The following is a 25,142-nucleotide window of genomic DNA, read 5'->3' as shown; positions in this document are numbered from 1 at the left end:
ATTGAATGGGCCGAAAGAACACCCTGGCACGCGACTTCGCGAGCCTCTGGTTTCACGCGCCACTGGTCATCGCCGCGAGATCACAAGCGATGGCGACAGCATATCTGACCGGACAGTCTCAGGACGATACGGAGATCAACAAGATGTTCTCCGAAAAAGCCGCTGCAACCGCGGAAGGCACGCAGGCCTTCAACAAGGTCATGATCGAGGGAACGGTCGCCGCGATGACGGCCATTGCCTGCGGACGCACGCCCGTATCAGCAGCGATTACCGGCGAAAAAGCCGCCGGGGCGTTCATTGGCCCCTATGCCAAGCGGGTACGTTCGAACTCCGACCGTCTGGCCTCCAACAAGGGCTGATCGACCGTGAGCGAGGCCCCGCAAACCGCGAAAGTCGTATTCCAGCCCAGCGGACGGCGGGGCACATTCCCAATCGGCACGCCTCTGCTGGACGCGGCTCGCTCGCTCGGGGTCTATGTGGAATCTGTTTGCGGCGGGCGCGGCATTTGCGGCCGGTGCCAGGTCCAGGTTTCCGAAGGCGCATTCGCCAAGGAGGCTCTGACAAGTTCGGCCGAACACCTTGGAGACGAAAGCGAGGCGGAGGCCCGCTACCGCTCACTGCGCAATATGCGCGCTGACAGAAGGCTCTCCTGTCAGGCGAAAATCCTCGGCGATCTCGTGGTCGATGTACCGACCGACGCACAGACCAATCGGCAGGTTGTGCGCAAGCGCGCAGAGGCCAAGGCCATCACGCCGAAATCCTCGATTTCGCTCGTCACCGTCACGCTTGCCGAACCAGATATGGAGACGCCTCGCGGTGATGCGGATCGGCTGCGCGAGGCGGTTCGCGATAAAATCGGACGCGATCAATTATCGAACGATTTTATCACGATAGATCCGTTTCTTCTTCCAGAGATTCAAAAGCTTCTGCGCCAGGGAAAGTGGTGCGTGACGGCAGCGGTTCACCACGATGGTGACGCGCCGGCTTCCATTGTTGCTCTCTGGCCGGGTGAAAAGACCACTGTCTACGGACTCGCCGTCGACATTGGTTCAACAACCATTGCAGCCCACCTTTGCGACCTTGCCACCGGCAGAACCGTGTCGTCCGCCGGCACGTCCAATCCGCAAATTCGCTTCGGCGAGGACCTGATGTCGCGCGTCTCCTACGTGCAGATGAACCCGGCCCGGCTGCCCGATCTGACACGCACCGTGCGCGAGGCGATCAATGCCCTGATCGGAAAACTTGCTGCGGACGTCGGTGCCGAGCGCACCGATATTCTTGATGCCGCCTTCGTTGGCAATCCGGTGATGCACCACCTTTTCCTCGGCATCGACCCGGTCGAACTTGGCGGCGCGCCCTTTGCTCTTGCGGTTTCTGATGCGCTCCATCTCAAGGGCCGGGATCTGGATCTGGAAATGAACCCGGGCGCTCAGATCTACATGCTGCCCTGTATTGCAGGCCACGTGGGTGCGGACGCAGCCGCTGCGACCCTCGCAGAAGCCCCCGGTTCGAGCGACGAGATCACACTGCTGGTTGATGTTGGTACCAATGCCGAGATCGTTCTCGGCAACCGGGAGCGTCTTCTGGCGGCCAGCTCACCGACAGGCCCGGCCTTCGAAGGCGCGGAAATCTCGTCCGGTCAACGGGCAGCTCCCGGCGCCATCGAGCGCATTCGCATCGACAGGAACACGTTGGAGCCCCGCTACAAGGTCATCGGTCTTGACGAGTGGTCGGATGAAGAGGGCTTTGCCGGGAAGATCGATCAGGTCGGTGTCACCGGCATCTGCGGTTCAGGTATCATCGAGGCGGTGGCCGAAATGTTCCTCTGCGGCCTGATCACCGAAGACGGCGTCATTGATGGCGCGACGGCCGCACGCACGCCGCGTATCGTCGCCACCGGGCGAACCTTCTCCTATTCGATTGCCACGGATGGCATCGAGATCGCGATCCAGCAGACGGATATTCGCGCGATCCAACTTGCCAAGGCCGCGCTCTATGCCGGCGTCAAACTCCTGCAGGACAAGCTTGGCACCAACCGCATCGACCGCATCCGTCTTGCTGGCGCCTTTGGCAGCTATATTGATCCGAGCTACGCCATGGTGCTGGGTCTCATCCCCGACTGCCCACTGGACGGCGTGTCGGGTGTGGGCAATGCCGCGGGAACGGGCGCCCGCATGGCTTTGCTCAACTCAGACCACCGCCGCGAGGTGGAAAAAACCGTGCGCGACATCGAAAAGATCGAAACGGCACTCGAGCCGAAATTCCAGGAGCATTTCGTCAACGCGATGGCCCTGCCGAACAAGGTCGACCCGTTCGAGCACCTGCGCGCCGCGATGTCATTGCCTGAACGCCGCGAACCGCCCGGGGACAGCGGCACACCAAGGCGCCGCCGCCGTCGCCAGAGCTAGCTGGTCGCTGTTATTCGCCAGGTTGGGTCCGCTGCTCCCTACGGCGTGCAAGCTCCGAAAGACCACGGTCCAACAGCCAGTTCGCGAGTTTGCGTAGGCCGATGCCGGACCGCATCTCGAACTCCTCGAAATGGAAGCGGGATCCGCGCAACCCCTTGGAGATAAGTTCTGTCCTCAAAGCTGATCGCATGGCTTTCGGACCACAGAAATAGACATGCGTGCGCCCGAGATCCGCAGCCGCTTTAGCGGCAATGATGTCTGGTGTCAGCCGCTCGCCATTTGCCGAAGAAAGCAGGACCAGCTCAAACGCTGGAACATCGGCTGCAAGCTGCCTGAATTCCTCTGCAAAGAAGGCGTCTGACTCTTCGCGGACGCAGTAGTAGAGCGTGACCGGCCCGCTCTCACGCGTCTTCAGGCTTTCGGCAAAGGCAATAAACGGAGTAACGCCTATACCTGCGCCGATCCAAACCTGCGGGTCGCGGCCTGATGGCAAGGTGAAATGACCGAAAGGACCGGTCACAGTAGCGTCCCCGCCCTCATCCAGGTTTTGGCCAAGCCGCCGGGTGAAATCTCCCAGATCCTTGATGGAAAAGCGCAAGGAGCCGTCTTCGGCAGGAGCACTGCTCAAGGTGAAAGGATGCTCCTCACTAAGACCTGACTGCGCGAGCTGCAGGAATGCAAACTGGCCGGCCTTGTGACGCATTCCCCTGCCCTTGGGCGTCAGCGTGATTTCGGTCACCGTCCCCACATGCCTGATCGCCTTGACCACGTAAGCATGACCGACGGGCAGCATCGGCCGCAGCAGGATCATGTAGAGGTAGCTCGCCAGGCCCAGCAGACAGAATGCAGACACATAAAGACCGAGCGGCTCGGCGTTCTGGAAGGGCTTTTCGATAAAGAAGAAATGGAAAGCGCCCATGGCAAAGAAGACACCGATAAATCGATGCGTCCATTTCCACAGATGATAGGGAATGAAGGTGATGACGGAGGCGAAGCCAAGGATCAACAGGCCGTAGAGACTCACCTCGCCAATGTCTTCGGCTATGCCGGACAACGCCTCACCACGAATACCGTCCATTTCAGCATCAATGATGTCATGCAGTCCAAGAGCAGCAATCGCGATCACGGCGATCCATTTGTGCAGCACATAAATCCGGTCCAGGCTGCCGAAAAACGTCTCCAAACCTTTGATCCGGGTCGCAAGAAACTGGTTGATGCCCATTAGGATCAAAGATGCTGACCCCAGATACTGACTGAATGACGCGCCGGCGTCATGCTGGCCAGCAAGCCCCGCAAACCAATAGACAGGCCAAAGCGTGGCCGCAGCTATGAGTATAACTCCGAAAATACGCAAACAATCCCCCATGACACCGCGCTTTTCGCGTCCGCGGTATATCGAAAAACACTGTTTTTCTCAGAGGGTCCTAGAAGAACTATGTAACAGATTCAACAAACGAAAATTTGCACCTGTCATTTCTGGCGACTTTCACTTGCACCAAGTGCCTGTTTTTCTTCTATACGCATTCACCGATCGAAATCGTCGTATTGCCACATGCGTTGCTGCCTGATCTTTTCGCCGATCAGGCAGTCATAGGGCTTTTGAAACAAGAGCTGGGCGCGCCAGACGCGTGGCACCGACAGGTCGTACCCGATCTCCAGGACCAGCTTGCGCCGCACAGCTTCAGCAAATTGATCCCAGGCGTTCACCGGGACCACAAAGCTGCCCGGACCGCCGATAACACAACGCCGGTAATACTCGTCGAGATCATCGATGTTGAACTGCGACCCCAACCCACCGCGTGTCATCATCGGTAGGCCATTGATCGTAATGCCCTGCTTCAGCGCCTCGTCGCGCGCCTCGGTCACCGGAAGCCCCTGATTGTTCGGACCGTCGCCCGAGATGTCGATCACATGCCGATCCGCCAGATAGGGCAAACTGTCGAAAAGGCTGGTGCCGTGCTGGATGGCGCCGGAAATCGATGTTCGCCGCGCGCCTACGCTGTTGCCTTCCAACAGCTGCGCTGCGATCGCCGCCGCATCAGCCGGGCTTTCAACAAGTGTCCAGCCGAGGATTTCGCGGGAATGAAAATTGCCCGCCCATTCGAACATCGTGATGGCGATCCGCCGATAGGCTCCCTGGCCGATGGCCCTGATGACCTCCGGGCTGGAAATGGCCGATGCATAGCCTTGCCGCTGAATGCGCAGTTCTTCGTAAGACATCGAGCGAGAGACGTCGACGGCCAAAACCAATGCGACATCGATGCGCTCCTGCGCCTTCAGCGGGAGGCACGCAAAAAGAAGAGCAGCGATTATGACGCCGGCAGCCGGCTTCAACGCACGGATGTATCCCATGGGAACAGGGTACATCAATTTGGCACAGCTCCCTAGGCTCGATCCTTTAAGACCTGCCTAAAGATCGCACTCCACCTGCTCAAATTGGCGGTTTCAGCCAAAAGCCGGACGCAGAAAGAGTTAGCCCCGCCGGCGGTTCCGGCGCGGAGATTCACCGCTTTCGGCCGCCTTGTTCGGCGGTGACACCAACGGGCCAATGCGCTCGATGACATCTTCCACAGAGGGACGATCTGTCTTCTCATGGCTGTCCAGCGCGCCGCGCATCGCTGCAAGATGCGACGCGGAGGTGCCACAGCAGCCGCCGATGATCCGCGCGCCCGCATCAACGGCAAGGCGCGCATAATCTGCCATCAAGTCAGGCGTTCCCGAATAGATCAGATCCTTGCCGCTGATCTGCGGAATGCCGCAGTTTCCCTTGGCAACCACGATCGCCTCCGGATCGGCTTCTGTAATCTCCAGGATCGCCGCCAGAAGGTCGGAAGCGCCAACGCCGCAATTCGATCCGATGGCGACAGGCGTGCAGGAGAACTCCGCGCGCAGATCGTTCAGGCCCTTGGGTGGCAGACCCATCATGGTCCGTCCGGCTGTGTCGAAGCTTGCCGTAAGAATAAGTGGCACGCCCTTGTCTTTCGCCGCTTCGCTGGCGGCTTTCATTTCTTCCGCCGCCGACATGGTCTCGACCCACAAGACATCAACCCCCGCCTCGACCAATGCTTCCATCTGCTCGGAAAAGGCCTCTACCGCTTCTTCGTACGTCAGGGCTCCGAGCGGCTGAAACAGCTCGCCGGTCGGTCCGACCGATCCGCCGATCAACACTTCTCGTCCAGTCTCAGCCGCCGCTTCACGGGCACGGTCAACGCCGGCTGCGTTCAACTCACGCACCCGGTGGGCGTCGTTGCTGAGCTTGAGCCGGTGCTTGTTGCCACCAAAGGTGTTGGTCAGGATGATATCCGCACCAGCGTCCAGAAAACCCTTGTGCATTGCCCGGATCTTGTCGGGCTCGTCCACATTCCAGAGCTCGGGCGCATCGCCGGATTGAAGCCCCATGTCGAACAACGTCGTGCCGGTGGCGCCGTCGGCAAGAAGAATGCCCTTCTCTGCCAGATGCTCTTCCAGTTTGGACATTTGAGTGTCTCTCTTTATCTTTTTGCATCAGTCGGCCAGAGCTTGAGCAAGGAAGCAATACCGGTGACTCGATCTAGTCAAACCGACCAAACCAGCCCTGATCTCGCCCCGCCACTCAGGCCTAGCTGCGCGGCTTCAGGTTCTCCGGATCATAGAGCGGCTTGTAGCCGACGGCGACCACTTCGACCGGATACGTCTCCGAGAAATACTCGACCTCCAGCTTCCGGCCTACCTGGCAATAGTCATAGGGCAGATAGGCAAGCGCGATGTTCTTGCCGATGGTCGGCCCGTAGGCAACGGAGGTGGTGTAAGACAGGCGCCCCAGCTCGTCGACCAGGGCTTTCCCGGTTCCTGGCGCCATGACCGGCATGGCCCCGACCGGGTAGCGCTGAACACCGCTGGCGTCGGTGTTTTCGCTCATGACCAGGGTACAAAGCATGGCCGGCTGATGCTCACGCGCCTTATACTCGACGTGTTTGGCCTTGCCTCGAAAATCAGCCGCCTTGACTTTAGGACGGGCCAGATCGCTTTCCATCAGATTGTATTGCGTCAGCAGATCGGCGTTTTGCAGACGCAGGCTCTTTTCCATACGCCTGGAGTTGGCATAGGTTTCGACACCGACAGCCATGATGCCCAGCGCGCGCAGGGCATCCCAGACAGCCAGGCCATCTTCATACTTCATGTGAAGTTCCCAACCCTGCTCACCAACATAGGAGAGCCGGAGCGCCGTCACTAGCTTGCCGGCAATCTCGATCTGGCGGATCGCGGCGAAGGGGAAGTTTTCCGGATCGAGCTGAGCCGGGTCGGCAACCGCCTTTTTCAGTTTTTCGCGGGCGTTCGGACCCCAAATGCCGATGGTGGTGAACTGCTCGTTCACATCGGTTACCGTGACATCGAAGCCCTTGTCGGCCGCGACACGCTTTGCATAGTGGTAGTCACGCGGGCCCGCATCAGCACCATCAATAACGCGGCAGCGATCCTCCATCCGGATCACGGTCAGATCGGCACGGACCATGCCCTCATCATCAAGGAAGTGGGTGTAGATCCCCTTGCCGATGTTGCCGTCCCCGCCGATCTTGGCGGCGCAGAGCCATTCCATCAGCTCGACATGATCCGGGCCTTCGACGTCGAACATGTAGAAATGCGACAGGTTGATGAGGCCGCAGTCTTCACTCAGGGCCAGATGCTCGGCATTTGAAACACGCCAGAAATGGCGGCTGTCCCATTCATTTTGTCGAACAGGAACCTTGTCGCCATACTTTTCAAGAAGGTGTTCGTTGGCCGCGTAGCCATGTGCTCGCTCCCAGCCGCCAAGTTCCATGAAATAGCCGCCGAGTTCCTTCTCGCGCTCATAGAAAGGCGAGCGCTTGATGTTGCGGCTCTTCGCATAGGGCTCACGCGGGTGGATCGCCGGGAAGTAGATCTTCTGCGCGGCTTCGTAACAGCGGTCCTCGATATAGCTCTCTGTCAGCTGGTGACCATAGAAGCGCGAATAGTCGATCGTCGCGTGATCGATTTCGGTGCGGCCGTCAGTGATCCAGTCCGCGATCAGCTTGCCGTATCCAGGTCCGTCCTTGACCCAGATCGCAACACAATACCAAAGCCCGCGCACCTTCTGGCTCTCGCCGCAAGATGGACCGCCCGCCGCAGAGACCTGGAGCAGGCCATTGAAGGAATGGCTTTCATTATATCCCAGCTCGGCAAGGACAGGCGTCAATTCCATGGCGCGCTCTAGTGGCTCGATCACCTGTTCCATTTCCAGGTCCCGCTGCGACGGCGACAAGCGCGCTTCTTCCTTGGACTGGAGATCGCGAGGATGACACATGCGTGGATTGGTCGGCTCGTAGTAGCCCCACTCGATCTGACCGCCTTCGGTCGTCTTCGGGTCGCCCGTGTCGCGCATATAGGCCGAGTTGCCCTGGTCGCGCAGCAACGGATAACCGATATCCTTGCCGGTGCCTTCAAACTCGTTGTAGGGACCAAAGAAGGTCAGTGGGTGGTCGACCGGCATCACCGGTAGGTCCTCTCCGACCATATCGGCAATCATGCGGCCCCATAGGCCGGCACAGACGATGACGTGATCGGCCATAATGGTGCCGCGATGGGTCACCACGCCCTTGATCCGACCGTCCTCGACCAAGAGGGATTGTGCGGGCGTGTTCGCAAAGGCTTTCAGCTTGCCGGTTTTTTCGCCTTCGTCCACCAGCTTGCCCGCAACGGTCTGCGAGCGCGGAACAACAAGACCCGCATCCGGATCGAACATGCCGCCCTGAACCTGGTCTTCCTCGATCAAGGGGAACATCGCCTTGATCTCGGCCGGATCAACGAGACGGACGTTGGTGCCGAATGCCCTGCCGGACGTCACCTTGCGCTTGATCTCTTCCATCCAGGCGTCATCGCCCGTGCGCGCCACTTCGAGACCGCCAACGCGTGCGTAGTGTCCCATTTTTTCGAAGAAATCGATGGAGTACTGCGTTGTCCAGACGGAGAGATAGTCATGGCTTGTCGTGTAGCAAAAGTCTGAGGCGTGGGCCGTCGAGCCGATGTCAGTCGGGATGCCGGACTTATCGATGCCGACGATGTCATCCCAACCGCGTTCGATCAGATGGTGTGCGACGGACGCGCCGACGATGCCACCAAGACCGACGATGACGACTTTTGCCCTGTCAGGAAATGCTGACATTTTTCAATCCTTTTGCATGTTCTCGGGCAAGCAGCTGCTGCCGAGCGACAGGTCTCCGTTGAGCGATCAAATTAGGCACTCGGAGAGACCTGAATTTGCCCCGGACCGACATGCGCTGTTCTTAAGCCGCCATTGCCGTTTTCACGCCTGACCCTGGGTTCCAGACACTTCCTGCCCCGCGGACATTTGAACCATGCCGCTTTTGGAGTAGGAAAGGACGGAACAAAGCTTCGGCATTTGGTCAGTCCGCGTCAGGATAACCATGAACAAGTGCGACAAGCGCGATCAAGATGCCGAGGGAGCCCCACATGACCGACCAGGCCGATCCAAGCCTTTCCGCAAGCGCCGCGCCTCGTGCTTCGGGCCGCAGAGGGCGATCAGCGCGCAAGGAACGCCGCCAGTCGGGCTCGGGCCAGATCTTTGCTCCCTATCTCAGCCGAAACATTCCGGTTCTCGATTACCTGAGCGATGAAGGCTGCGAAAAGATCGAAGCACAAACCGATCGCATCCTTGCGGAAATCGGCCTGGAGTTCCGGGACGACCCCGAAGTTCTCCAGATCTGGAAAGAAGCGGGCGCAGAGGTTTCCGGCGAACGAGTGCGTTTTCCCAAGGGAATGCTGCAGGAACTGGTCAAGACAGCTCCCGCCCAGTTTACCCAGCACGCACGAAATCCGGCGCGAAATGTTGAGATCGGCGGCAACAATACCGTGTTTGCACCGGTCTACGGCCCCCCCTTCGTCACGGACCTGGACCAGGGGCGCCGCTACGGGACGATTGAAGACTTCCGCAATTTTGTGAAGCTGGCCTATATCTCGCCGTTCCTCCACCACTCTGGCGGCACCGTTTGCGAGCCTGTTGATCTGCCGGTCAACAAGCGCCATTTCGACATGGTCTACAGCCATCTCAAATATTCGGACAAACCGTTCATGGGGTCGGTGACCGCACCGGAGCGGGCGGAAGATTCGGTCAAGATGGCGCAGATCGCCTTTGGCGAAGATTTCGTCGACCAGAATTGCGTGATGATCCAGCTGATCAACGCCAATTCTCCCCTGGTTTTCGACGGCACAATGCTTGGCGCCCTGAAGGTCTACGCGCGCGCCAATCAAGCCTGCATCGTTTCGCCCTTCATCCTTGCCGGCGCCATGAGCCCCGTCACGGTCGCAGGGACCCTTTCGCAGGTTTTGGCGGAAGCACTCGCCGGCTGCGCTCTGACACAGCTTTTGCGTCCAGGTGCACCGGTGGTCTTCGGTGCCTTTGTAAGTTCCATCTCCATGCAGTCCGGCGCACCGACATTCGGCAGCCCGGAAGGCACATTGCTGCTGAATGGCGCCGCCAAGCTCGCAAGGCGAATGGGCCTGCCCTACCGCTCAGGAGGATCTTTCACCGCCTCCAAGTTGCCCGATGCACAGGCCGCGCAGGAATCGGCTCACACAATTACGGCCACCGTTCAGGCAGGCGTCAATTTCTGCCTCCATTCGGCTGGCTGGCTCGAGGGTGGACTGTGTTCTTCCTACGAGAAATTCATTCTTGATGCGGACCAGCTCGGCATGATGCATGTTCTGGCAAGAGGCATCGACCTTTCAGATGAAGCCATGGCCATGGATGCGCTCGAGGAAGTGGGCCCGGGAGGGCATTTTCTCGGCGCCGAGCACACGCAGCGCAACTTTGAAAGCGCATTTTACAGGTCGTCGATTGCCGACAACAATTCCTATGAGCAGTGGCTTGCTGACGGCCAGATGGACGCCGCAAAGCGCGCAAATGCCATTTGGAAACAACAACTTCAAGAGTACACAGGTCCGGACATCGACCCCGGAATCGATGAAGCGCTGCTGTCTTTCATGGCCGAACGTAAAGCGTCCTTTCCGGACAGCAATGTTTAGCATGCGATGAGAGGCGAGATACTCTCGCAAGCTCGCGTAGCTAAATTCTCTGGTGTGCTTCGTTAGGCTTGAGCGGGATCTTCCAAGCCACTCGAGGCTCATTTAACGGGAACGGCTTTGCGGCCCCCTTTGTTCCTTCGCGCCTTATACCCCTCAATTGCACATCTTTCCTCTAAACACCGCAGGAAGAGCCATTTTCAGCGCTATTTCGGAGTTTCATTTTTTCCAAATGCTCTTATTGATATCCATTCCCCTTCGGCGGAAGACCTGAACCATTATAGTGGCAACTGCAGAACCGCTGGGGTACTATCGATTTTAGAAATTTTAAAAGCTGCGCCTGAGGGGGCGTTTTCAAGTTGAAGGGGACCGAAGTCAGAATGTTAATAGCTTAATCTCAATAGATTTTTTGAACCACAATTGTAGAAATCGCGTCAAGCGTCGTGTAGTGAAGGTCGACTTGTGGCATCCCTTACCTCCAATATTGATATTCTAGGTTTCTCCAATCGGCTGCCGGGCGCGAATTCGTCAGATGAATTTTGGAAGCTGCTCGCAGATGGCACCTGTGCCGTCACCTCCATTGAAGAGGATCGTTGGCCCCTCGCGCGATTGGGTCATCCAAACAAGGCCGCTCCTGGAAAGTCATACACATGGGCAGCAGGTCAGATTGATGATGTCTGGGGCTTCGATCCTTCGTTTTTTGGAATCTCTCCACGCGAAGCCCTGCAAATGGATCCGCAGCAACGGCTTTTGCTGCAGTTGGTCTGGGAAGCCCTGGAGCACGCGAATGTCAAGCCAAGTGACCTAGCGGGCAGCAACACTGGGGTTTATGTCGGCGCATCCTCGCTCGACTATCATCACCGGTTTCTGGTTGACACTGCCAATTCGGACATGCAGTTCATGACCGGCAATACCTTGTCGATCGTGTCGAACAGAATCTCCTATATCTACGATTTGCGTGGACCGAGCTTTACCGTCGACACCGCCTGTTCCTCCTCACTTGTCGCGCTCCATGAAGCTGTTGCAGCGCTTGAAAGCGGCCAAATCGACACGGCGATCGTTTGTGGTGTCAGCCTGCTGCTCAGCCCCTTCGCATTTGTTGGCTTTTCCCGTGCCACGATGCTGTCTCCGACCGGCCTGTGTCAGGCATTCGATGCCAATGGCGACGGTTATGTGCGCTCTGAAGGCGGCGTGGCGATCGTCCTTCGCGCAAATCGGGCCGGAAAGCTCAAAGGCAGCCGTAGCCACGGCAAGCTGCTTGCCAGCGGCATCAATGCCGACGGCCGTACTGTCGGCATGTCCCTGCCTTCGCCCTATGCGCAGGCAGACCTCCTGCGTGAAATGTATGAAGGCCTTGGTATCTCGCCGAAAGATCTCGCCTTCGTTGAAGCACACGGTACAGGAACACGGGTCGGAGATCCGGCTGAAGCGGACGCTCTTGGCAAGGTGATTGGCCAAAAACGCGATGCGGTTCTGCCGATTGGTTCGGTCAAGACCAATGTGGGACATCTGGAGCCGGTCTCCGGCCTTGTTGGCCTTCTCAAAGCGCTTCTTTCGCTGAAGAACGACTCCTTTCCGAAATCTCTTCATTTCCGCGACCCAAATCCGGATATCCCCTTCGAAGAACTCAATCTTCAGGTCGCTGCAGAAGCCGTACCTCTCGCGAAGTCAGAAAAACCGCGTCTTGCTGGAATCAATTCCTTCGGCTTTGGCGGCACAAATGCCCATACCGTGGTCGCAGATGGTGACGCGGATGATGCCAGTGTCAGCAGCTGCGATCCTACAGCGCCACTGGTTCTGACCGCCCGCTCAAAGGAAGCCCTGAAAGAGCTGGCTGGATCTTTCCGCGATCTGATGAAGGAAACCGACGAGGAAGGAGCGGCGCATCTCGGCATGAGCTCGGCGCACGCTCGTGACCTTTTGTCGGAGCGCCTGATTGTGCAAGGCGCGACCGGCGATGAAAAGATCGCCGCGCTGACGGCCTATCTTGAAGGCGATGCGGGAAGTGAAACTGTATCCGGCGACGCGATGCGCTCGGCGGATAATGTCGGTTTCGTTTTTTCCGGCAATGGCTCCCAATGGGCCGGCATGGGGCAGGACGCCTACCAAAAAGACGCCGTCTTTCAGGAAACCTTCGAGAAAGTCGACCGGATTTTCATGGGTGTTGGCGGCTGGTCACTTTTGACGACCATGTTTGCGGAAGATCTGGAAAGCGATATCGAGCGCACCGAGATCGCCCAACCGTTGCTGTTTGCGATCCAGGTCGCGATCGTTGAATCCCTGCGAAGCCGCGGCGTTGAGCCGGACGCAGTCGCCGGTCATAGCGTCGGCGAAGTGGCCGCGGCCTGGTGTTCGGGCGCTTTGTCGCTGGAGCAAGCCGTGACGGTGATCCACGCAAGGTCTACCGAGCAGGAGGTGGTGCGGCACCTGGGCTCGATGGCGGCGTTGCTGCTGCCGGCGGAAAAGGCAATTGCTGCCATTGAAGCCAGTGGCCTGCCACGGCTGGAACTTGCGGCGATCAACAGCCCGCGCAGTGTGACAATTTCAGGCGACACGGACAGCCTTGACGCATTTGCCAAGTTTGCGCGCAAAAACAAATGGGCGATGCGGCGTCTGAACCTCGCCTATCCATTCCACAGCGCTCTTGTCGACCCGATCAAAGAACCACTGCTGAAGAGCCTCGCGAGCGTCTCTCCGGAAGCGCCCAAAATCCGCTTCTACTCGTCCGTGGACGCGGATGAAGAAGCCGCGATGCTGGACGCCGACTACTGGTGGCGTAACGTTCGTCAGCCAGTGCTCTTTGCCGATGCGATCAGCAACATGATCGATGGCGAAATCGGCGTTCTCGTGGAAATCGGCCCCAAGGCCGTGCTCGGCACCTACATGAACGACGTGCTACGCGGCGCCGGCAAAAAAGCCAAGGTTCTGGCGAGCCTCGACCAACCGGGCAAGAATGCCAAGCCGATTGCCAACCCTGTGGTTCACGCGGCAAGTGGCATCCTTGCCAGCGGAGGCAAGGTCGATCTTTCCAAATTTGTTGGGACTATGCCTGCCTCGCTCGCGGACCTGCCGCTCTATCCCTGGCAGAACACCAAGATCAAACCAGAGCCGACGACTGAACAGGTGGATTTCATCTTCGGGCAGACGTGGCCATTGCTCGGCTATCGTTTCCGCAAGGATACGGCCGAGTGGTTCAACCATGTCGACGCGGATGCCATTCCCTGGCTTGCCGATCACAAGGTCGAGGAGTCTGTTGTCTTCCCGGCTGCTGGCTATACGGAAATGGCCCTGCGCGCCGCTTTGCGCTGGACCAAGGGAGAGACTGTCGAACTTCGTGATCTGGACATTCTCCGTCCGATTGTGATCGAGGACTCCGAGACCTTCGAGACCCAGGTCAGAATCTCTCCGGATGACAAGGTGATCGAGATTCTCTCGCGCCCGCGTCTCCAGGAGGGCGATTGGGCCCTGAACGCACGTGGCCACTTTGTGTCTGTTTCCAACGACAGCCGTGCGTCCTGGATCAAGACCGAAGAAACGGTTTCATCGACCCTCGATCACGACGAACTTTATGAGATTACGCGCAGCTTTGGCCTGGAATACGGACCTGCCTTCCGGCGTGCGGAGAAAGTCGTTACACATGATGAGCGCACCGCGACCGTCTACCTGAAGCCACAGAGCGAAGTCCTCGCAAAGAGCGAACTTGCCCTCTGTCCGACGCTTGTCGACAGCGGTTTTCATGGACTTTTCGCCCTGCTTCAATCCGTTGAGGGCGTTCCTGAAAAAACCAGTTTCCTGCCAATTCGCATTGGCTCTCTGCGTTTGCTAAAGTCAGACACACCGCCTTCAACCGTGCGTATCAAGGTGACGAAAGCCTCGCCGCGTTCGATCGAAGCCAGTTTTGAGTATCTGGATGCTGAGGGCGACGTCATTGCCCGGCTGTCGCAAACTCGCTTCCGCGCAGTAAAACTGGGGCGCGAGACGCGTCCGAACGAACTGGTCTACCGCCAGCTGGCAGCGCATTTGCCGGAAGCGGACCGTCTGTCGCCGGTCGGCCAGGTAATCGGCGGAGACTTTGTCGCGTTCGCCGCCGCAGGCGGCCTTACGTCCGATACGCCGCAAGACCTTTCCGACCAGACTTTGCTTGTCGAGGCGCTTGGCAGAACAATCAGCCATGAAACGCTGTGGTCCTATTGCAAGGATGGTATCCTTGATGCCGACGACCTTTTGTCGACCGAGAGATGGTCAGAAAGCTCGAAGCCACTTGCATTTTCCTTGCTGAACTGGCTCTGCGAAAGCGGTTTGGCCCAAGCGGCGGAGGAAAACCGCTGGACACTGGGTGATCCGTCCGAAGGGCCTGGCGTCGACACCCTCATGCAGACGATTGCGGTCGAAGCTTCCCGGCACATCGCCGAAGCTGCCTTGCTTGCGAGACTTTCAACTGACCTTCCTGAGCTCCTTGCGAACGGTTTGAAGAGCACGGCTCGCGACCTTTATGCAGGTGGATTGTTCGAAGCTTACATAACGGCCTCTCCAGCGGCCCTCGCCCTGACTAGCGCCCAGAAGAAACTGGTGTCGGAAGTGATCTCGGGTTGGCCGGAAGCGCATCCTTTGCGCGTCCTGGTTCTAGGGGCGACCTCCCTCGACATCCCGCAAACCGTCGATGAGTTACTTGATCCGCGCCGGATGGATGCGGTCGTTACGGATGCAAGCGATGCGGTCCTGGGCCGTGCCGCCCGCCTTTGGTCTGGCAGCACTTCCAGTGAATTCGTCGAGTTTTCTGATGAAGCATTGGCTGCGAAGGCTCCCTACGACCTTCTGATTTGCGCCTCTTCGCTTTCGGATTTTGATCAGGACCAGCGCGGTCGTCTGGCCGGGCTTTTGGCCCGGGACGGTCTGCTTCTGGCGGCCGAACACCTGCCCTCACCGCTGACCGATCTTCTCATGGGTGTCGGCGCGGACTGGTGGGACGATGGCGCGCTTGGTGACTTCCCTGTCTCGCGCCAGGGATCTGATTGGTCCCAGTCCTTGACGGCAGTAGGATTTGAACGTGTAGAGACTGCAGCGCTCGATAGCGCTGACGCAGAAGTTGATCTGATCGCGGCGCGCGGCGCGGTGCTGAAAGCCGCCAATGACGATGCGCTCAGTGCCGATCCTGAACAGGAAACAGCCGAGCCCGTTGATCAGCCAAACACCAATTGGCTGCTGATTGCCGACGGTCAAGGCCCCTCGAAGAAGCTTGCCGATGCTGTTTCATCCAGCCTGTCGCGAGACGGAGCGGCGACGCGCCTGGCGGTTCTCGGCGACGAGACTGTGCTCACCGATGACGGCGTGCTCAACATCAATTTCGATGCCGAGCTGGAGACCCTGAAACCATTCGTCACGGCAAGCGATCTGCGGATTGTGTATCTCCTCGGTGCCTATGACGGTGACAAGGATGCGCTTTCATCTGCCGACCACCGCATATGGCCGCTGACAAGATTGCTCAACGCCATCGGCGCCGATGATGCCGCCGTCACGATTGTGGCGCCGGGCGGCGCACAGGATCTTGCCGGTGGCTCAGCACATTGCCCGGCACAGACCGCGACCTGGTCTTATGGCCGTGTAGCCATGAACGAGTTCCCCCAGGCGGGTATTCGGCTGATCGACCTGTCTCCCGACCTTGAACCAGGCATTGCGGCCGTCCGCCTTGTCGAGGAACTACAACGTCCGAATGGCGAACGGGAAATCATCATCGAAGGCGGCAAGCGCTCCGGCCTGCGCATCCTGCAAGGTGGTGTTCTGCCTGAAGCAACCTTGCCGGCGGGCGCTGAACCTGGAATGCGCCTCGACATACTGCGGCAGGGCGCGCTTGACCAGCTGTCCTGGCAGGCAATTGCCCGCCCGCGCCCTGAAAGCTCGGAAGTGGAAATTGCGGTCGAGGCAAGTGGCCTTAACTTCCGCGATGTCATGTGGGCACTGGGCCTTCTTCCCGAGGAAGCCCTGGAGGACGGGTTTGCCGGTCCGACGCTGGGGATGGAGTGCTGTGGCACTGTGGTCTCCTGCGGTCCAAATGTGACCCGCTTCCAACCGGGCGACAAGGTGATAACCTTCGCCCCGGCGTGTTTCGCAAGCCATGTGACCGTGGACGAAAGCGGCTGTGCGCCGATGCCGTCCAATGTGTCCTCCGAAGAAGCTGCAACGATCCCGGTTACCTTCCTGACCGCGTATTACGCCCTGGTTCATCTGGCCAAGCTGTCGGACAGCGAAACGGTTCTGATCCACGGCGGTGCCGGCGGCGTCGGCCTTGCGGCCCTGCAAATCGCGAAGTGGCGTGGAGCCAAGGTCATCGCGACCGCCGGCTCGGTCGAAAAACGTAACTTCCTCAAGCTGCTTGGCGCGGATGTTGTCCTTGATTCCCGCTCTCTCGAGTTCGTCGATGCGGTGATGATTGACACCGATGGCGAGGGCGTGGACGTGGTGCTGAACTCGCTGTTTGGCGAGGCCATGGAGCGCAGCATCGAGGTCCTGAAGCCATTCGGCCGCTTCCTAGAACTGGGCAAGCGCGACTATTATGGCAACACGCGGATCGGTCTGAGACCGTTCCGGCAAAACCTGACCTATTTCGGCATTGACGCTGACCAGCTGCTGACCCGTCAGCCGGCGCTGGCAGAAGATCTCTTCACAGATCTGGTCGGCCTTTTTGAAGATGGCACCCTGAGTCCACTGCCGCATCGGGTTTTCGATGCCAATCGGGTCGTCGATGCTTTCCGCCTGATGCAGCAAGCCGGACACATCGGCAAGATCGTGCTGCGCCCACCGAGCGTGCCGGTCAGCCTGCCTGAAGCCTCGACGCTTTCCTTCAAGGCGGACGCAACTTACGTAATTGCGGGCGGCTTCGGCGGCTTTGGTGTCGAACTGCTCAAGCGCCTGGGAGATATGGGCGCGCGTCACCTTGCTGTTCTCAGCCGTCGTGGAGACACGACCGAGGAAGCACAAGCTGCCATCGCCGAGCTTGCAGGCGCTGGCGTTACCGTCCGGGCGTTTGCCTGCGACATCACCGATGAAGCTGCGATGTCCGGCGCCTTTGAAGCAATTCGCGCCGATATGCCTGAGATCAGGGGTGTGTTCCACACCGCGATGGTGCTGAATGATGTGCTGATCGCCAACCTTGATCACGAAGGCCTTTCCAAGGTGCTCGCCCCAAAGGTTCGCGGGGCCGAACTCCTTGACGCCCTGACGGTCAATGATCCGCTCGATCATTTCGTGCTCTACTCATCTGCCACAACCCTTGTCGGCAACCCGGGACAGGCAAACTACGTTGCCGCCAATGGCTATCTGGAGGCACTTGCCCGCAAGCGCAGAGCTGAAAGCCGCCCTGCCCTGACCGTTGCCTGGGGGGCAATCTCGGACGCGGGATACCTGACCCGCAACGAGGATGTGAACGAGATGCTGTCCCGCAAACTTGGCCGCCATGCGCTGTCGGCAAAAGAAGCGCTCGATGGCCTGGTGGCCTTGATGGCCCTGCCGCAAGAGAGCCTCGAGACGGCAGCCGTCGGCTATGCCCGCATCGACTGGCAATCAGCGCGCAAGGACCTTGCCCTGCTGGATACTCCACTCGTCAGCCTTCTTGGCCTTGGTGATGGTGATGACGGATCAGCCGGCGAAGGCGCCATCGACCTTCACGCGCTTCTGGAGGGAATGGACAATGTGGCGGCGGCACAGACCGTCGCAAAGCTTCTGGCTGGCGAAATCGGCAAGATCCTCCGGATCGCACCGGAAGAGATCGACGCTCACAAGCCACTCTCCGAGATTGGCATGGATTCGCTGATGGCTCTGGAACTGCGTATGAGCGCAGAGCGCCAGTTGGGCATCGACATTCCGTTGATGTCGCTTGCAAACGGCGCAACCCTGATCGATCTGTCCACGCGCGTTGCCAACCGCGTGCTCGGGGAAACCGGCGAAGACACCATCTCCTCGGACAGCCGTCAGCTGGCCAGTCAACATGTTGCCGATGATCGTACAGAGACAGAGGACCTTAGCGATATTGCCGACAAGGTCGAAAGCAAGAGCCGTGAATTGGGGTCGTTCCTATGACTGACAGCAAAGACAACCCCAAGGGAATGGCCGCCAACGAGCGCGCCAAACTGATGGACAGCCTCAGATCCGGGCATCGGTCTTCGCGCCAGCGCAGACCCGAGTCCAAGACCGTCACGGCGCCTCCGCCAAAACGCAAAGCCTTTGACTTTCGCGAGCTGCCGCAGATCAAGCAGCTGCAAATGCAGCGGGCGGCTGCGGACATGATGGGCATCGAAAACCCCTTCTTTCGTCCCCACGACGGGCTTGCGGCCGGAACCACCGAGATCGACGGCAAGACCTTCGACAATTTCGCCTCCTACAACTACCTCGGTCTGAACGGACACCCTGAAATCAACGAAGCGGCAGCACATGCTGTCGAGACGTTTGGAACCAGCGTTTCCGCCAGCCGCATCGTTGCCGGCGAACGCCCTCTCCACGGTGAGCTGGAAGATGCTCTGGCACGGGTTCACGGTGTCGAGTCTGCCATTGTCATGGTGTCCGGCCACGCGACCAATGTGACGACCATCGGGCATCTGATGCGCAAGGGTGATCTGATCCTGACCGACAGCCTGGTGCATAACTCCATCGCCGAGGGTGCGCGGCTTTCGGGTGCGACCCGTATCAATTTCCCGCACGACGATCTGAACGCCCTGGAGAAGCTCCTGGCCGAAAACCGGCACAAGTTTGACAACGTTCTGATCATCGTCGAGGGCCTTTACTCGATGGATGGTGACTTCCCGGACCTGAAACGGGTCGTCAAGCTCAAGCAGTCCTATGATGCCTGGCTCATGGTCGACGAGGCCCATTCGATCGGTGTATTGGGTGAAACAGGCAAGGGTATTGCCGAACACTATGGTGTTGATCCCCAAGAGGTCGAACTCTGGATGGGAACGCTCAGCAAGACCTTTTCGTCCTGCGGCGGCTATATCGCCGGGTCCCGGGTGCTTTGCGAATACCTGAAAGTGACGGCACCAGGGTTTGTTTTCTCGGTCGGCCTGGCGCCAGCTTTGACGGCTGCCGCCATTGCTTCCATTTCCGTCATGGAACGCGAACCAGAGCGGGTCAAAAAGCTGCAAGCCAATGGGCAGCTCTTCCTGAAGCTGGCGCAAAAGGCAGGGCTGGATACCGGCCCGAGTGCTGGGTACTCCGTTGTCCCGGTGATCGTCGGCGATTCCGTACGCGCGGCCATGTTGTCCAACAGGCTGCTGGCGCGGGGCGTCAACGCACTGCCGATCATTTTTCCGGCGGTCGCGGAGAAATCAGCGCGGCTGCGGTTCTTCATCACGAGCGAGCACACCAGCGAGCAGATCGAACGCGCTGTTCGGATCACTGCGGAAGAACTCGCCGAGCTTTCCGGAGAAGGCAGCGCCGTCGACAAGCTTATCCGCGCGACACGCTAAACAGAGCGCTCGTACCGGCTACTTTCTGAAGCGCGGATCTTCCTCGATCTCCGCTTTGAAGCCGCCCATGAAGAGATCTGAAATGCGGGCCGGCAGAAGATTTTGCAGCCGTATCCCCGTCGCCAGCACGAAGGGAAACGCGTAGAAGGCGCGTTTTCGTTCGATCGCCTGACGCATTTTGCGCGCAGCTTTCTCGGCAGACATCTCGAAGGGCTTCGAACCTTTATGGCGGGCCGACATCGGTGTTGTCACGAACCCCGGGCAGATGATCGAAACATCCACGCCGAAGGGTTTCAACCAACCGCGAAGGGAATGCCCGTAGGCGATCACGGCTGCTTTGGACGCAGAGTAGCTCGGCATGTCCGGCAAGGCGCGCATACCCGCAAGCGAGGCCACCAAGACGATATGACCACGTCCTCGCAATCGCATCGCCTCGACCACACCCATCACCGTATTCACCGCGCCGCGGTAGTTGATATCCAGCTGCCTGTCCGCCTCGGCGTCGCCTTCACGGCTCCTGTTCGGGCCCAGACCTGCAGTGACCCCGGCATTTGCAATAATCATGTCGACAGGGTGCCGGGCATCCAGATCGGCTAGAAAACTGTGAAGCGCATCTCTGTCGCGTACGTCGAGCGCAGCTGTTTCGACGGCGGCACACTGCTCGCTGACAGCCGCCGCGAGAGCCTCAAGCTTCTCACGGTCCCTTGCGATCAAGACCAGCTTGCGGTTTGGACGTGCCAATTCGTGCGCGAGTGCGACACCGATACCGCCGCTCGCACCTGTCATGACAATCACGTCTTGAACATCATGGCGCATTTTCAAGCCTTCCAAAATTCTACAGTCTCAAAGACCGATCTTGCGACCTAACCAGGACGCTCTGCGCAAAAAGTTTGCCTTGAAAACATGCCATCTGTTTCGCCGCAGCCCTGCCAAACGCTCGATCAGAAACTCCGGCGTACATGGCAAAAGGGTAACCGGGTCAATCGTTCTAGAATAGACACAGAGCGCCAGGTAAACCACTTCTTCAATGGATCTTTCGCGCGTCCGGCGCTCGCTTTGTGTCAGATCTTCGCTCAGTCCCCACCCTGCATAAAAAGGCAGCCCGTGGACCGTAACATCCTTGCCGCGAATGAGAGCCTCAAAGCCCGACAATGAGGAGAAAGTCTCAATCCTGTCAACAGCTTCAATCAGGTCGATGATATCTGCGTGCCGGGCGATTTCATCCGCGTGCTGGAGAACCTCATGGGTTTCCAACTTACCTTTTCGCAAGCCGGTTTCCACATCAGGATGAGGTTTGAAAACAATGTGTGCCGCAGGCCAGCGCTCGCGGGCGATGCGAAGCAGGTCCCGGTTGACATTCGGCGTGTTCGCACAGTCGATGGTCGTTGACTTTGACTTGCGGACGGCGGCGTCATCGGCAACCTGTCCAGGTACGAGAACGAGCTGCTTGTCTTTGGGAAACTTAAAACGACGGGCCTTGCCGAAATTGTACTTTGATACGCGTGCGGCGATCATTGCCTTGATAAGCGTAGCTCCACGCTCCCACTCCTCGGGCGAAACCTCGTAGGTCTCGAGCAGGGTTTCAAGACGACTGGGCCGCGAAGGGTCATAGTAGATCCCGGTGTCGTCCATCGCCAAGGCCGCGCCTTTGGCCAGCCCTGCGCCGAGCCCCACCGATCTGAGAAAACCGTCCTCGATCCGAAGCAATTGAACCTGGGCGTCGCGACAGGCCAGTTCAAACTCCGGACGGGTTCGCCCGGCCCACGACAAGACGCGACCGCCAGTCTTCGAGGCTTCTGCGAGGGTTTCCGCGTCGCTGTCATGAAAACTGACGCCACCGCCCGTTCCCTTGAAGGTCGCGTTGATCGCCGGGTGGTTCCAGTATTGTGCGCCATAGCAGTGGGAGGGAACGTCATTGGCGTTCCAGCTTTCCTGCATCATCCCGGCGACTGACAGCATGTTCTCGAAGCTGCAACGGCTGCCATCATAAGGTTCGAACCAGCGGCAGTGATGCTTCAAAAGGTTGCCTAGGTATTTGTCGAGGTCTTCGCCCTGATCCTCTACCGCAGCGGCCCACCTTGCCCAAAAGCCCTTGGGTTGCAGTGTCCCCGCCTTCGGCTGATCGCCGTTCAGCAGGCTACGAAGGGTCGCATTCTCGCTTTCCGGGTCACTGAGAATGCCATTGTCCAGGTCAGATATATTCTCACGCCAGCGCAGGAGCATCTTGCCGGCGGAGACGTCCGAGCTGCCATCCTCGGTAAGAAGGCTCGCTATCACGGCGCCCTCGAAGCTTTCCAGATCCTTCGCAGTCTTTGCGGAAATTCCGATATGAACCAGCGACGCCGGGAAAAACTTCTCATCAATCGCAAATGGCCCGGGCAGGATGACTGTCAATTGTCGCGCGCCATCGGCCACGTTCTTGCGATGCCGTTGGTAGAGCGCCTCGTCGGGGCCAATGAGAAGACCGTCCAATCCAGCGAACTTGGGCTTAAACGGCTTCAGCGCCGGGTCGATGACTTTAGGTTCGTGGTTCATAGCGGCACACCGAGCGCACGTGCCTTTTCAAGCCGCGGCGGGACAGGACTGAAGGCGCCGGGTTCATTGACGCTTAGATCCAGGATCCTTTGAGCCATGTTCTTCGCCGCAGCTTCAACGCCCTCGCGATTGTGGATCGAACCACGCACCTGGACCGTCGCTGCGATGGCTCTCAGATAGTCGGTGAGCAACCCAAGGTCCGGCCGCTCCGGTGACGTCCAGAAGCCGGACAGATCTCCCTGATGGGTCATGCCCTCGATGTCATAGTGCGCTGGCATCAGGCTTTTGACGGGAACACCGGCTTGCATCGCCTCAATGCCCGCCGTCGAATTCAGTGTCACAAGTCCCGAGGCGCCATCGAAAAGATCTCCAAGCCGTCCGCCGTCAAGAAAAACGATCCGCTCCGCCAACTGATGCCGTGTCTTGAGCTCTGCAACAACGGCCGGCCAATTTTCAAACCCGACGTCCAGAGGATGGGTCTTGATGACAAGCTGGCTCGCAGGCGGCGCATTCTTGGCAAAAGAGGTGACAACCGTTTCGATGACTTCAGCGAAGCTTTTGTAGGGCGAATGAGCGCGTAGCTGAAAGTCGCCCTCCAATTGAAGGGGAAAAATAAAGTAGGGATTGCCGGTTGCCCGCAAGGCGTCGATCTGCCGCCTCACCAAACGGTCTCTTCGTCGTTCGGTTGACAGACGCCAGGCGCCGCGCAGGTATTCAAGAACCGGCGGATAGAGCGTGTGCCGTTGGTAGTGCGGATAGAGCGGCTTAAGAAAGACATTTGTCAGATTGTAGATGACATCGGGCACAATCTCGAGCGCCGTGGACTTCGGGAACAGGGGCGCAAAATCTATGTCACCAACGCGATTTGCAATCGCCCGTATGGCATCCCCATCATTGGGAAACCGGCTCAAGGTGGCAAGGCCTTCCCGCTCAAGCGTCATCCAGCCGGACCTCAGTAGTCCCAGCTCCGTCACGAAGACCCGAATGCCCCGTTTGTTCGCCTCGGTAATCGCTGCCTTGTGATAGATGCGTTGATCCCCGTGGAGGACGAGATCGGTTATCCCTTCGCGCTCCAGAAACCCGGCGATATGGCTTGGCCAGGCATCGGTCTTATTTTTGAAGGAGCTCGTCCCGGCCCCGTGCCAATGAAGCCAGTCACCTGAGCAGAAGTTGATCCGCCGCACCCGGCAACCTGCCGCCAAAAGTTCTGTGCCCAGCTTCTTGTAGAGCGGAGACAAGGGTCCCTGCAAAAACAGAAATGTCCGGCGCGAAGCGTCCGCTGGCAATTCAGCCCTGCCAGACATGGGTCCAGCGTTCTGTCTTGCCGCGTGACGCGATCTGTTCGTCGAATGTTGTTGCAATTCCCAGATCGCGCGCCCGCTTCAACCGCGGAGCCACATCACAAAGCGCGCCAGGGAGATTGACGCTTCCAGCCGCCAGCCTGCGTGCGATTTCATAGGCTCCCGCGCGCCTGCCATTGTCCGTATAAAAGCAACCCTTGACCTGTATGGTCGCCGCGAGCAGACGTTCGAGTGCATCAAGAAGCTCAGGGTCCGGTTTACTGCCTTCGCGCCAGAAGTCATCAATCGGTTTCTGGCAGGTCAAGCCATTGATATCATAGAGGGAAATACCAAGAACCTTGGTTGGGCAAGACACCCGCAGAGAATGCAGCCCCGAGGTCGAGTTGATCGTCAGGGCCCCAGCAGAATGGCGCAAAAGCAGATCCAGATTTCCGCCGTCGATCACATAGACGCGTTTCTTGACGCCATAGCGCTTGGCGATGGTGCGCAAGATCTTGCGCCAAGGCTCCATGCCGTTGTCGAGGGGGTGAACCTTGAACACCAGCCGCGCTGCAATGGGCGCAGACTTAGCGAAAGATCTGATAACGTCTTCAGCCGCTTCTGCAATGTGGTCAAACGGCGAATTGTAGCGCAGTTGATAATCGCTCTGCAGCTGAAGGGGAAAGACGAAATAGGGGCAGCCTGACGATATGACGTCGTCGATCAGGTGGGCCGCATTTCTGGCCCGCCGGCGAGAGAGCATGAGTCTCGGTATGTTGCTCAGGTAGTCGACCAGCGGGTGATAGAGCTTGTCGCGGACATAGCGCGGATAGAACGCAGCGAAGAGCACGTTCGACATATTGTAGGTGACCTCGGAAACCGCTTCAGCTTCAAAGGAAAACGGAAAAAGAGGCCGCCTGTCAATTTCCGGCAAACCTGCTGCGGCTTCGCGAATGATGTCAGGATCTTTTGGAAAGCGGGAATGCGCCGACATCCCGTCTCTTTCCAGAGTAATCCAATCCGGACGCAGGTATCCGAACTCATACGTGGTGCAGGTCAGCCCTAAAGAATTCCCGACCTCGGCTGCAGCCGAATGATAGGGAACGCGATCCGCGTAGTAGATCAGATCAGTGACGCCATTTTCTTTGCAAAATTTCGCAAGCCACTTTGGCCAATCCGCAAGCGTCCCCCGATAGGAGCGGGCACGCTTGTCGTGCCAGGAAAGCCAATCCCCCGGGCAAAGGTTGAGGCGCAAGGTTTTGCATCCCAGCAACTCGAGCTCGTCAGCGATTGTCCTTGCGAAGATCGAGGGGGGCCCTTGCAGGAACAAAAAGACCTTTTGTTTGGCAGCAGGCTTGCTCACACCACACCCGATTTCCTCGGCGTCGGGCGGATCGCCCGACACCATTGCGCATCTTTAAAGGAGA

At 58.6% G+C, this 25,142-nt stretch carries 13 protein-coding genes; 5 read left to right on the top strand and 8 right to left on the bottom strand.

From position 1 onward, the window contains the following. Positions 1-5: 5 nt before the first annotated feature. Positions 6-359, top strand: coding sequence for a hypothetical protein (locus IG617_RS02605; RefSeq protein ID WP_192107019.1), 354 nt, complete (start codon positions 6-8; stop codon positions 357-359). 6 nt (positions 360-365) lie between these two features. Continuing rightward, entirely contained in the window at positions 366-2,408 is a 2,043-nt protein-coding gene (locus tag IG617_RS02600) for an ASKHA domain-containing protein (RefSeq protein WP_192107017.1), read from the top strand. Between the two features lie 10 nt (positions 2,409-2,418). Here the strand turns inward: IG617_RS02600 and IG617_RS02595 are convergent, their stop codons facing one another. From IG617_RS02595 to IG617_RS02580, 4 genes are all read right to left on the bottom strand, one after another. Further along, positions 2,419-3,774, bottom strand: coding sequence for a ferredoxin reductase family protein (locus IG617_RS02595; RefSeq protein ID WP_276529801.1), 1,356 nt, complete (start codon positions 3,772-3,774; stop codon positions 2,419-2,421). Between the two features lie 158 nt (positions 3,775-3,932). After that, the gene (locus IG617_RS02590) at positions 3,933-4,775 is read right to left on the bottom strand and encodes a DUF1194 domain-containing protein (RefSeq protein WP_254170407.1); all 843 of its coding nucleotides are present in this window, start codon (positions 4,773-4,775) and stop codon (positions 3,933-3,935) included. 105 nt (positions 4,776-4,880) lie between these two features. Next, a complete protein-coding gene (bmt, locus tag IG617_RS02585) occupies positions 4,881-5,885 on the bottom strand; it encodes a betaine--homocysteine S-methyltransferase (RefSeq protein WP_192107014.1) in 1,005 nt (334 codons plus the stop codon). A 121-nt stretch (positions 5,886-6,006) separates the two neighbouring features. Beyond that, entirely contained in the window at positions 6,007-8,568 is a 2,562-nt protein-coding gene (locus IG617_RS02580) for a GcvT family protein (protein WP_192107012.1), read from the bottom strand. Positions 8,569-8,876: 308 nt separating this feature from the next. Between IG617_RS02580 and IG617_RS02575 the strand changes: the two genes are divergently transcribed. From IG617_RS02575 to IG617_RS02565, 3 genes are all read left to right on the top strand, one after another. Beyond that, a complete protein-coding gene (locus IG617_RS02575) occupies positions 8,877-10,448 on the top strand; it encodes a trimethylamine methyltransferase family protein (RefSeq protein WP_192107010.1) in 1,572 nt (523 codons plus the stop codon). Between the two features lie 459 nt (positions 10,449-10,907). Next, complete coding sequence (locus IG617_RS02570) at positions 10,908-18,518, top strand: type I polyketide synthase (RefSeq protein ID WP_209008216.1); 7,611 nt, start codon at positions 10,908-10,910, stop codon at positions 18,516-18,518. Beyond that, a complete protein-coding gene (locus tag IG617_RS02565) occupies positions 18,515-19,900 on the top strand; it encodes an aminotransferase class I/II-fold pyridoxal phosphate-dependent enzyme (RefSeq protein ID WP_192107008.1) in 1,386 nt (461 codons plus the stop codon). The genes IG617_RS02570 and IG617_RS02565 overlap by 4 nt, the downstream gene beginning before the upstream one ends. A gap of 18 nt (positions 19,901-19,918) precedes the next feature. Here the strand turns inward: IG617_RS02565 and IG617_RS02560 are convergent, their stop codons facing one another. Genes IG617_RS02560 through IG617_RS02545 form a run of 4 tightly spaced genes read right to left on the bottom strand, consistent with a single transcriptional unit; the run spans position 19,919 to position 25,123 of the window. Continuing rightward, positions 19,919-20,716 carry an SDR family NAD(P)-dependent oxidoreductase gene (locus tag IG617_RS02560; protein WP_192107006.1) on the bottom strand — a complete coding sequence of 266 codons (798 nt, stop codon included), beginning with the start codon at positions 20,714-20,716 and terminating at the stop codon, positions 19,919-19,921. Between the two features lie 27 nt (positions 20,717-20,743). Further along, positions 20,744-22,435, bottom strand: coding sequence for a capsular polysaccharide export protein, LipB/KpsS family (locus IG617_RS02555; RefSeq protein WP_192107004.1), 1,692 nt, complete (start codon positions 22,433-22,435; stop codon positions 20,744-20,746). After that, positions 22,432-23,739 (bottom strand): capsule biosynthesis protein, encoded by a 1,308-nt coding sequence (locus IG617_RS02550; protein WP_192107002.1) that lies wholly within the window; start codon positions 23,737-23,739, stop codon positions 22,432-22,434. Before IG617_RS02550 ends, IG617_RS02555 begins: the two co-directional genes overlap by 4 nt. Next, positions 23,723-25,123: a capsule biosynthesis protein gene (locus IG617_RS02545; RefSeq protein WP_192107000.1), complete on the bottom strand. Its 1,401-nt coding sequence runs from the start codon at positions 25,121-25,123 to the stop codon at positions 23,723-23,725. Before IG617_RS02545 ends, IG617_RS02550 begins: the two co-directional genes overlap by 17 nt. Between the last annotated feature and the right edge of the window lie 19 nt (positions 25,124-25,142).

Origin of the sequence: Roseibium polysiphoniae (genome assembly GCF_014842925.1) — a bacterium.
Taxonomy (GTDB): Bacteria; Pseudomonadota; Alphaproteobacteria; order Rhizobiales; family Stappiaceae; genus Roseibium; species Roseibium polysiphoniae.
Note: the sequence above shows the minus strand (reverse complement) of the source record. Positions and strands in the feature narration are given on the sequence as shown.

Excerpts from the sequence above, each read along its gene's own strand:
- IG617_RS02605 (WP_192107019.1), top strand. The coding sequence starts at position 6 with ATGGGCCGAAAGAACACCCTGGCACGCGACTTCGCGAGCCTCTGGTTT.
- IG617_RS02595 (WP_276529801.1), bottom strand. The coding sequence starts at position 3,774 with ATGGGGGATTGTTTGCGTATTTTCGGAGTTATACTCATAGCTGCGGCC.
- IG617_RS02590 (WP_254170407.1), bottom strand. The coding sequence starts at position 4,775 with ATGTACCCTGTTCCCATGGGATACATCCGTGCGTTGAAGCCGGCTGCC.
- bmt (WP_192107014.1), bottom strand. The coding sequence starts at position 5,885 with ATGTCCAAACTGGAAGAGCATCTGGCAGAGAAGGGCATTCTTCTTGCC.
- IG617_RS02580 (WP_192107012.1), bottom strand. The coding sequence starts at position 8,568 with ATGTCAGCATTTCCTGACAGGGCAAAAGTCGTCATCGTCGGTCTTGGT.
- IG617_RS02575 (WP_192107010.1), top strand. The coding sequence starts at position 8,877 with ATGACCGACCAGGCCGATCCAAGCCTTTCCGCAAGCGCCGCGCCTCGT.
- IG617_RS02565 (WP_192107008.1), top strand. The coding sequence starts at position 18,515 with ATGACTGACAGCAAAGACAACCCCAAGGGAATGGCCGCCAACGAGCGC.
- IG617_RS02560 (WP_192107006.1), bottom strand. The coding sequence starts at position 20,716 with ATGCGCCATGATGTTCAAGACGTGATTGTCATGACAGGTGCGAGCGGC.
- IG617_RS02555 (WP_192107004.1), bottom strand. The coding sequence starts at position 22,435 with ATGAACCACGAACCTAAAGTCATCGACCCGGCGCTGAAGCCGTTTAAG.
- IG617_RS02550 (WP_192107002.1), bottom strand. The coding sequence starts at position 23,739 with ATGTCTGGCAGGGCTGAATTGCCAGCGGACGCTTCGCGCCGGACATTT.
- IG617_RS02545 (WP_192107000.1), bottom strand. The coding sequence starts at position 25,123 with ATGGTGTCGGGCGATCCGCCCGACGCCGAGGAAATCGGGTGTGGTGTG.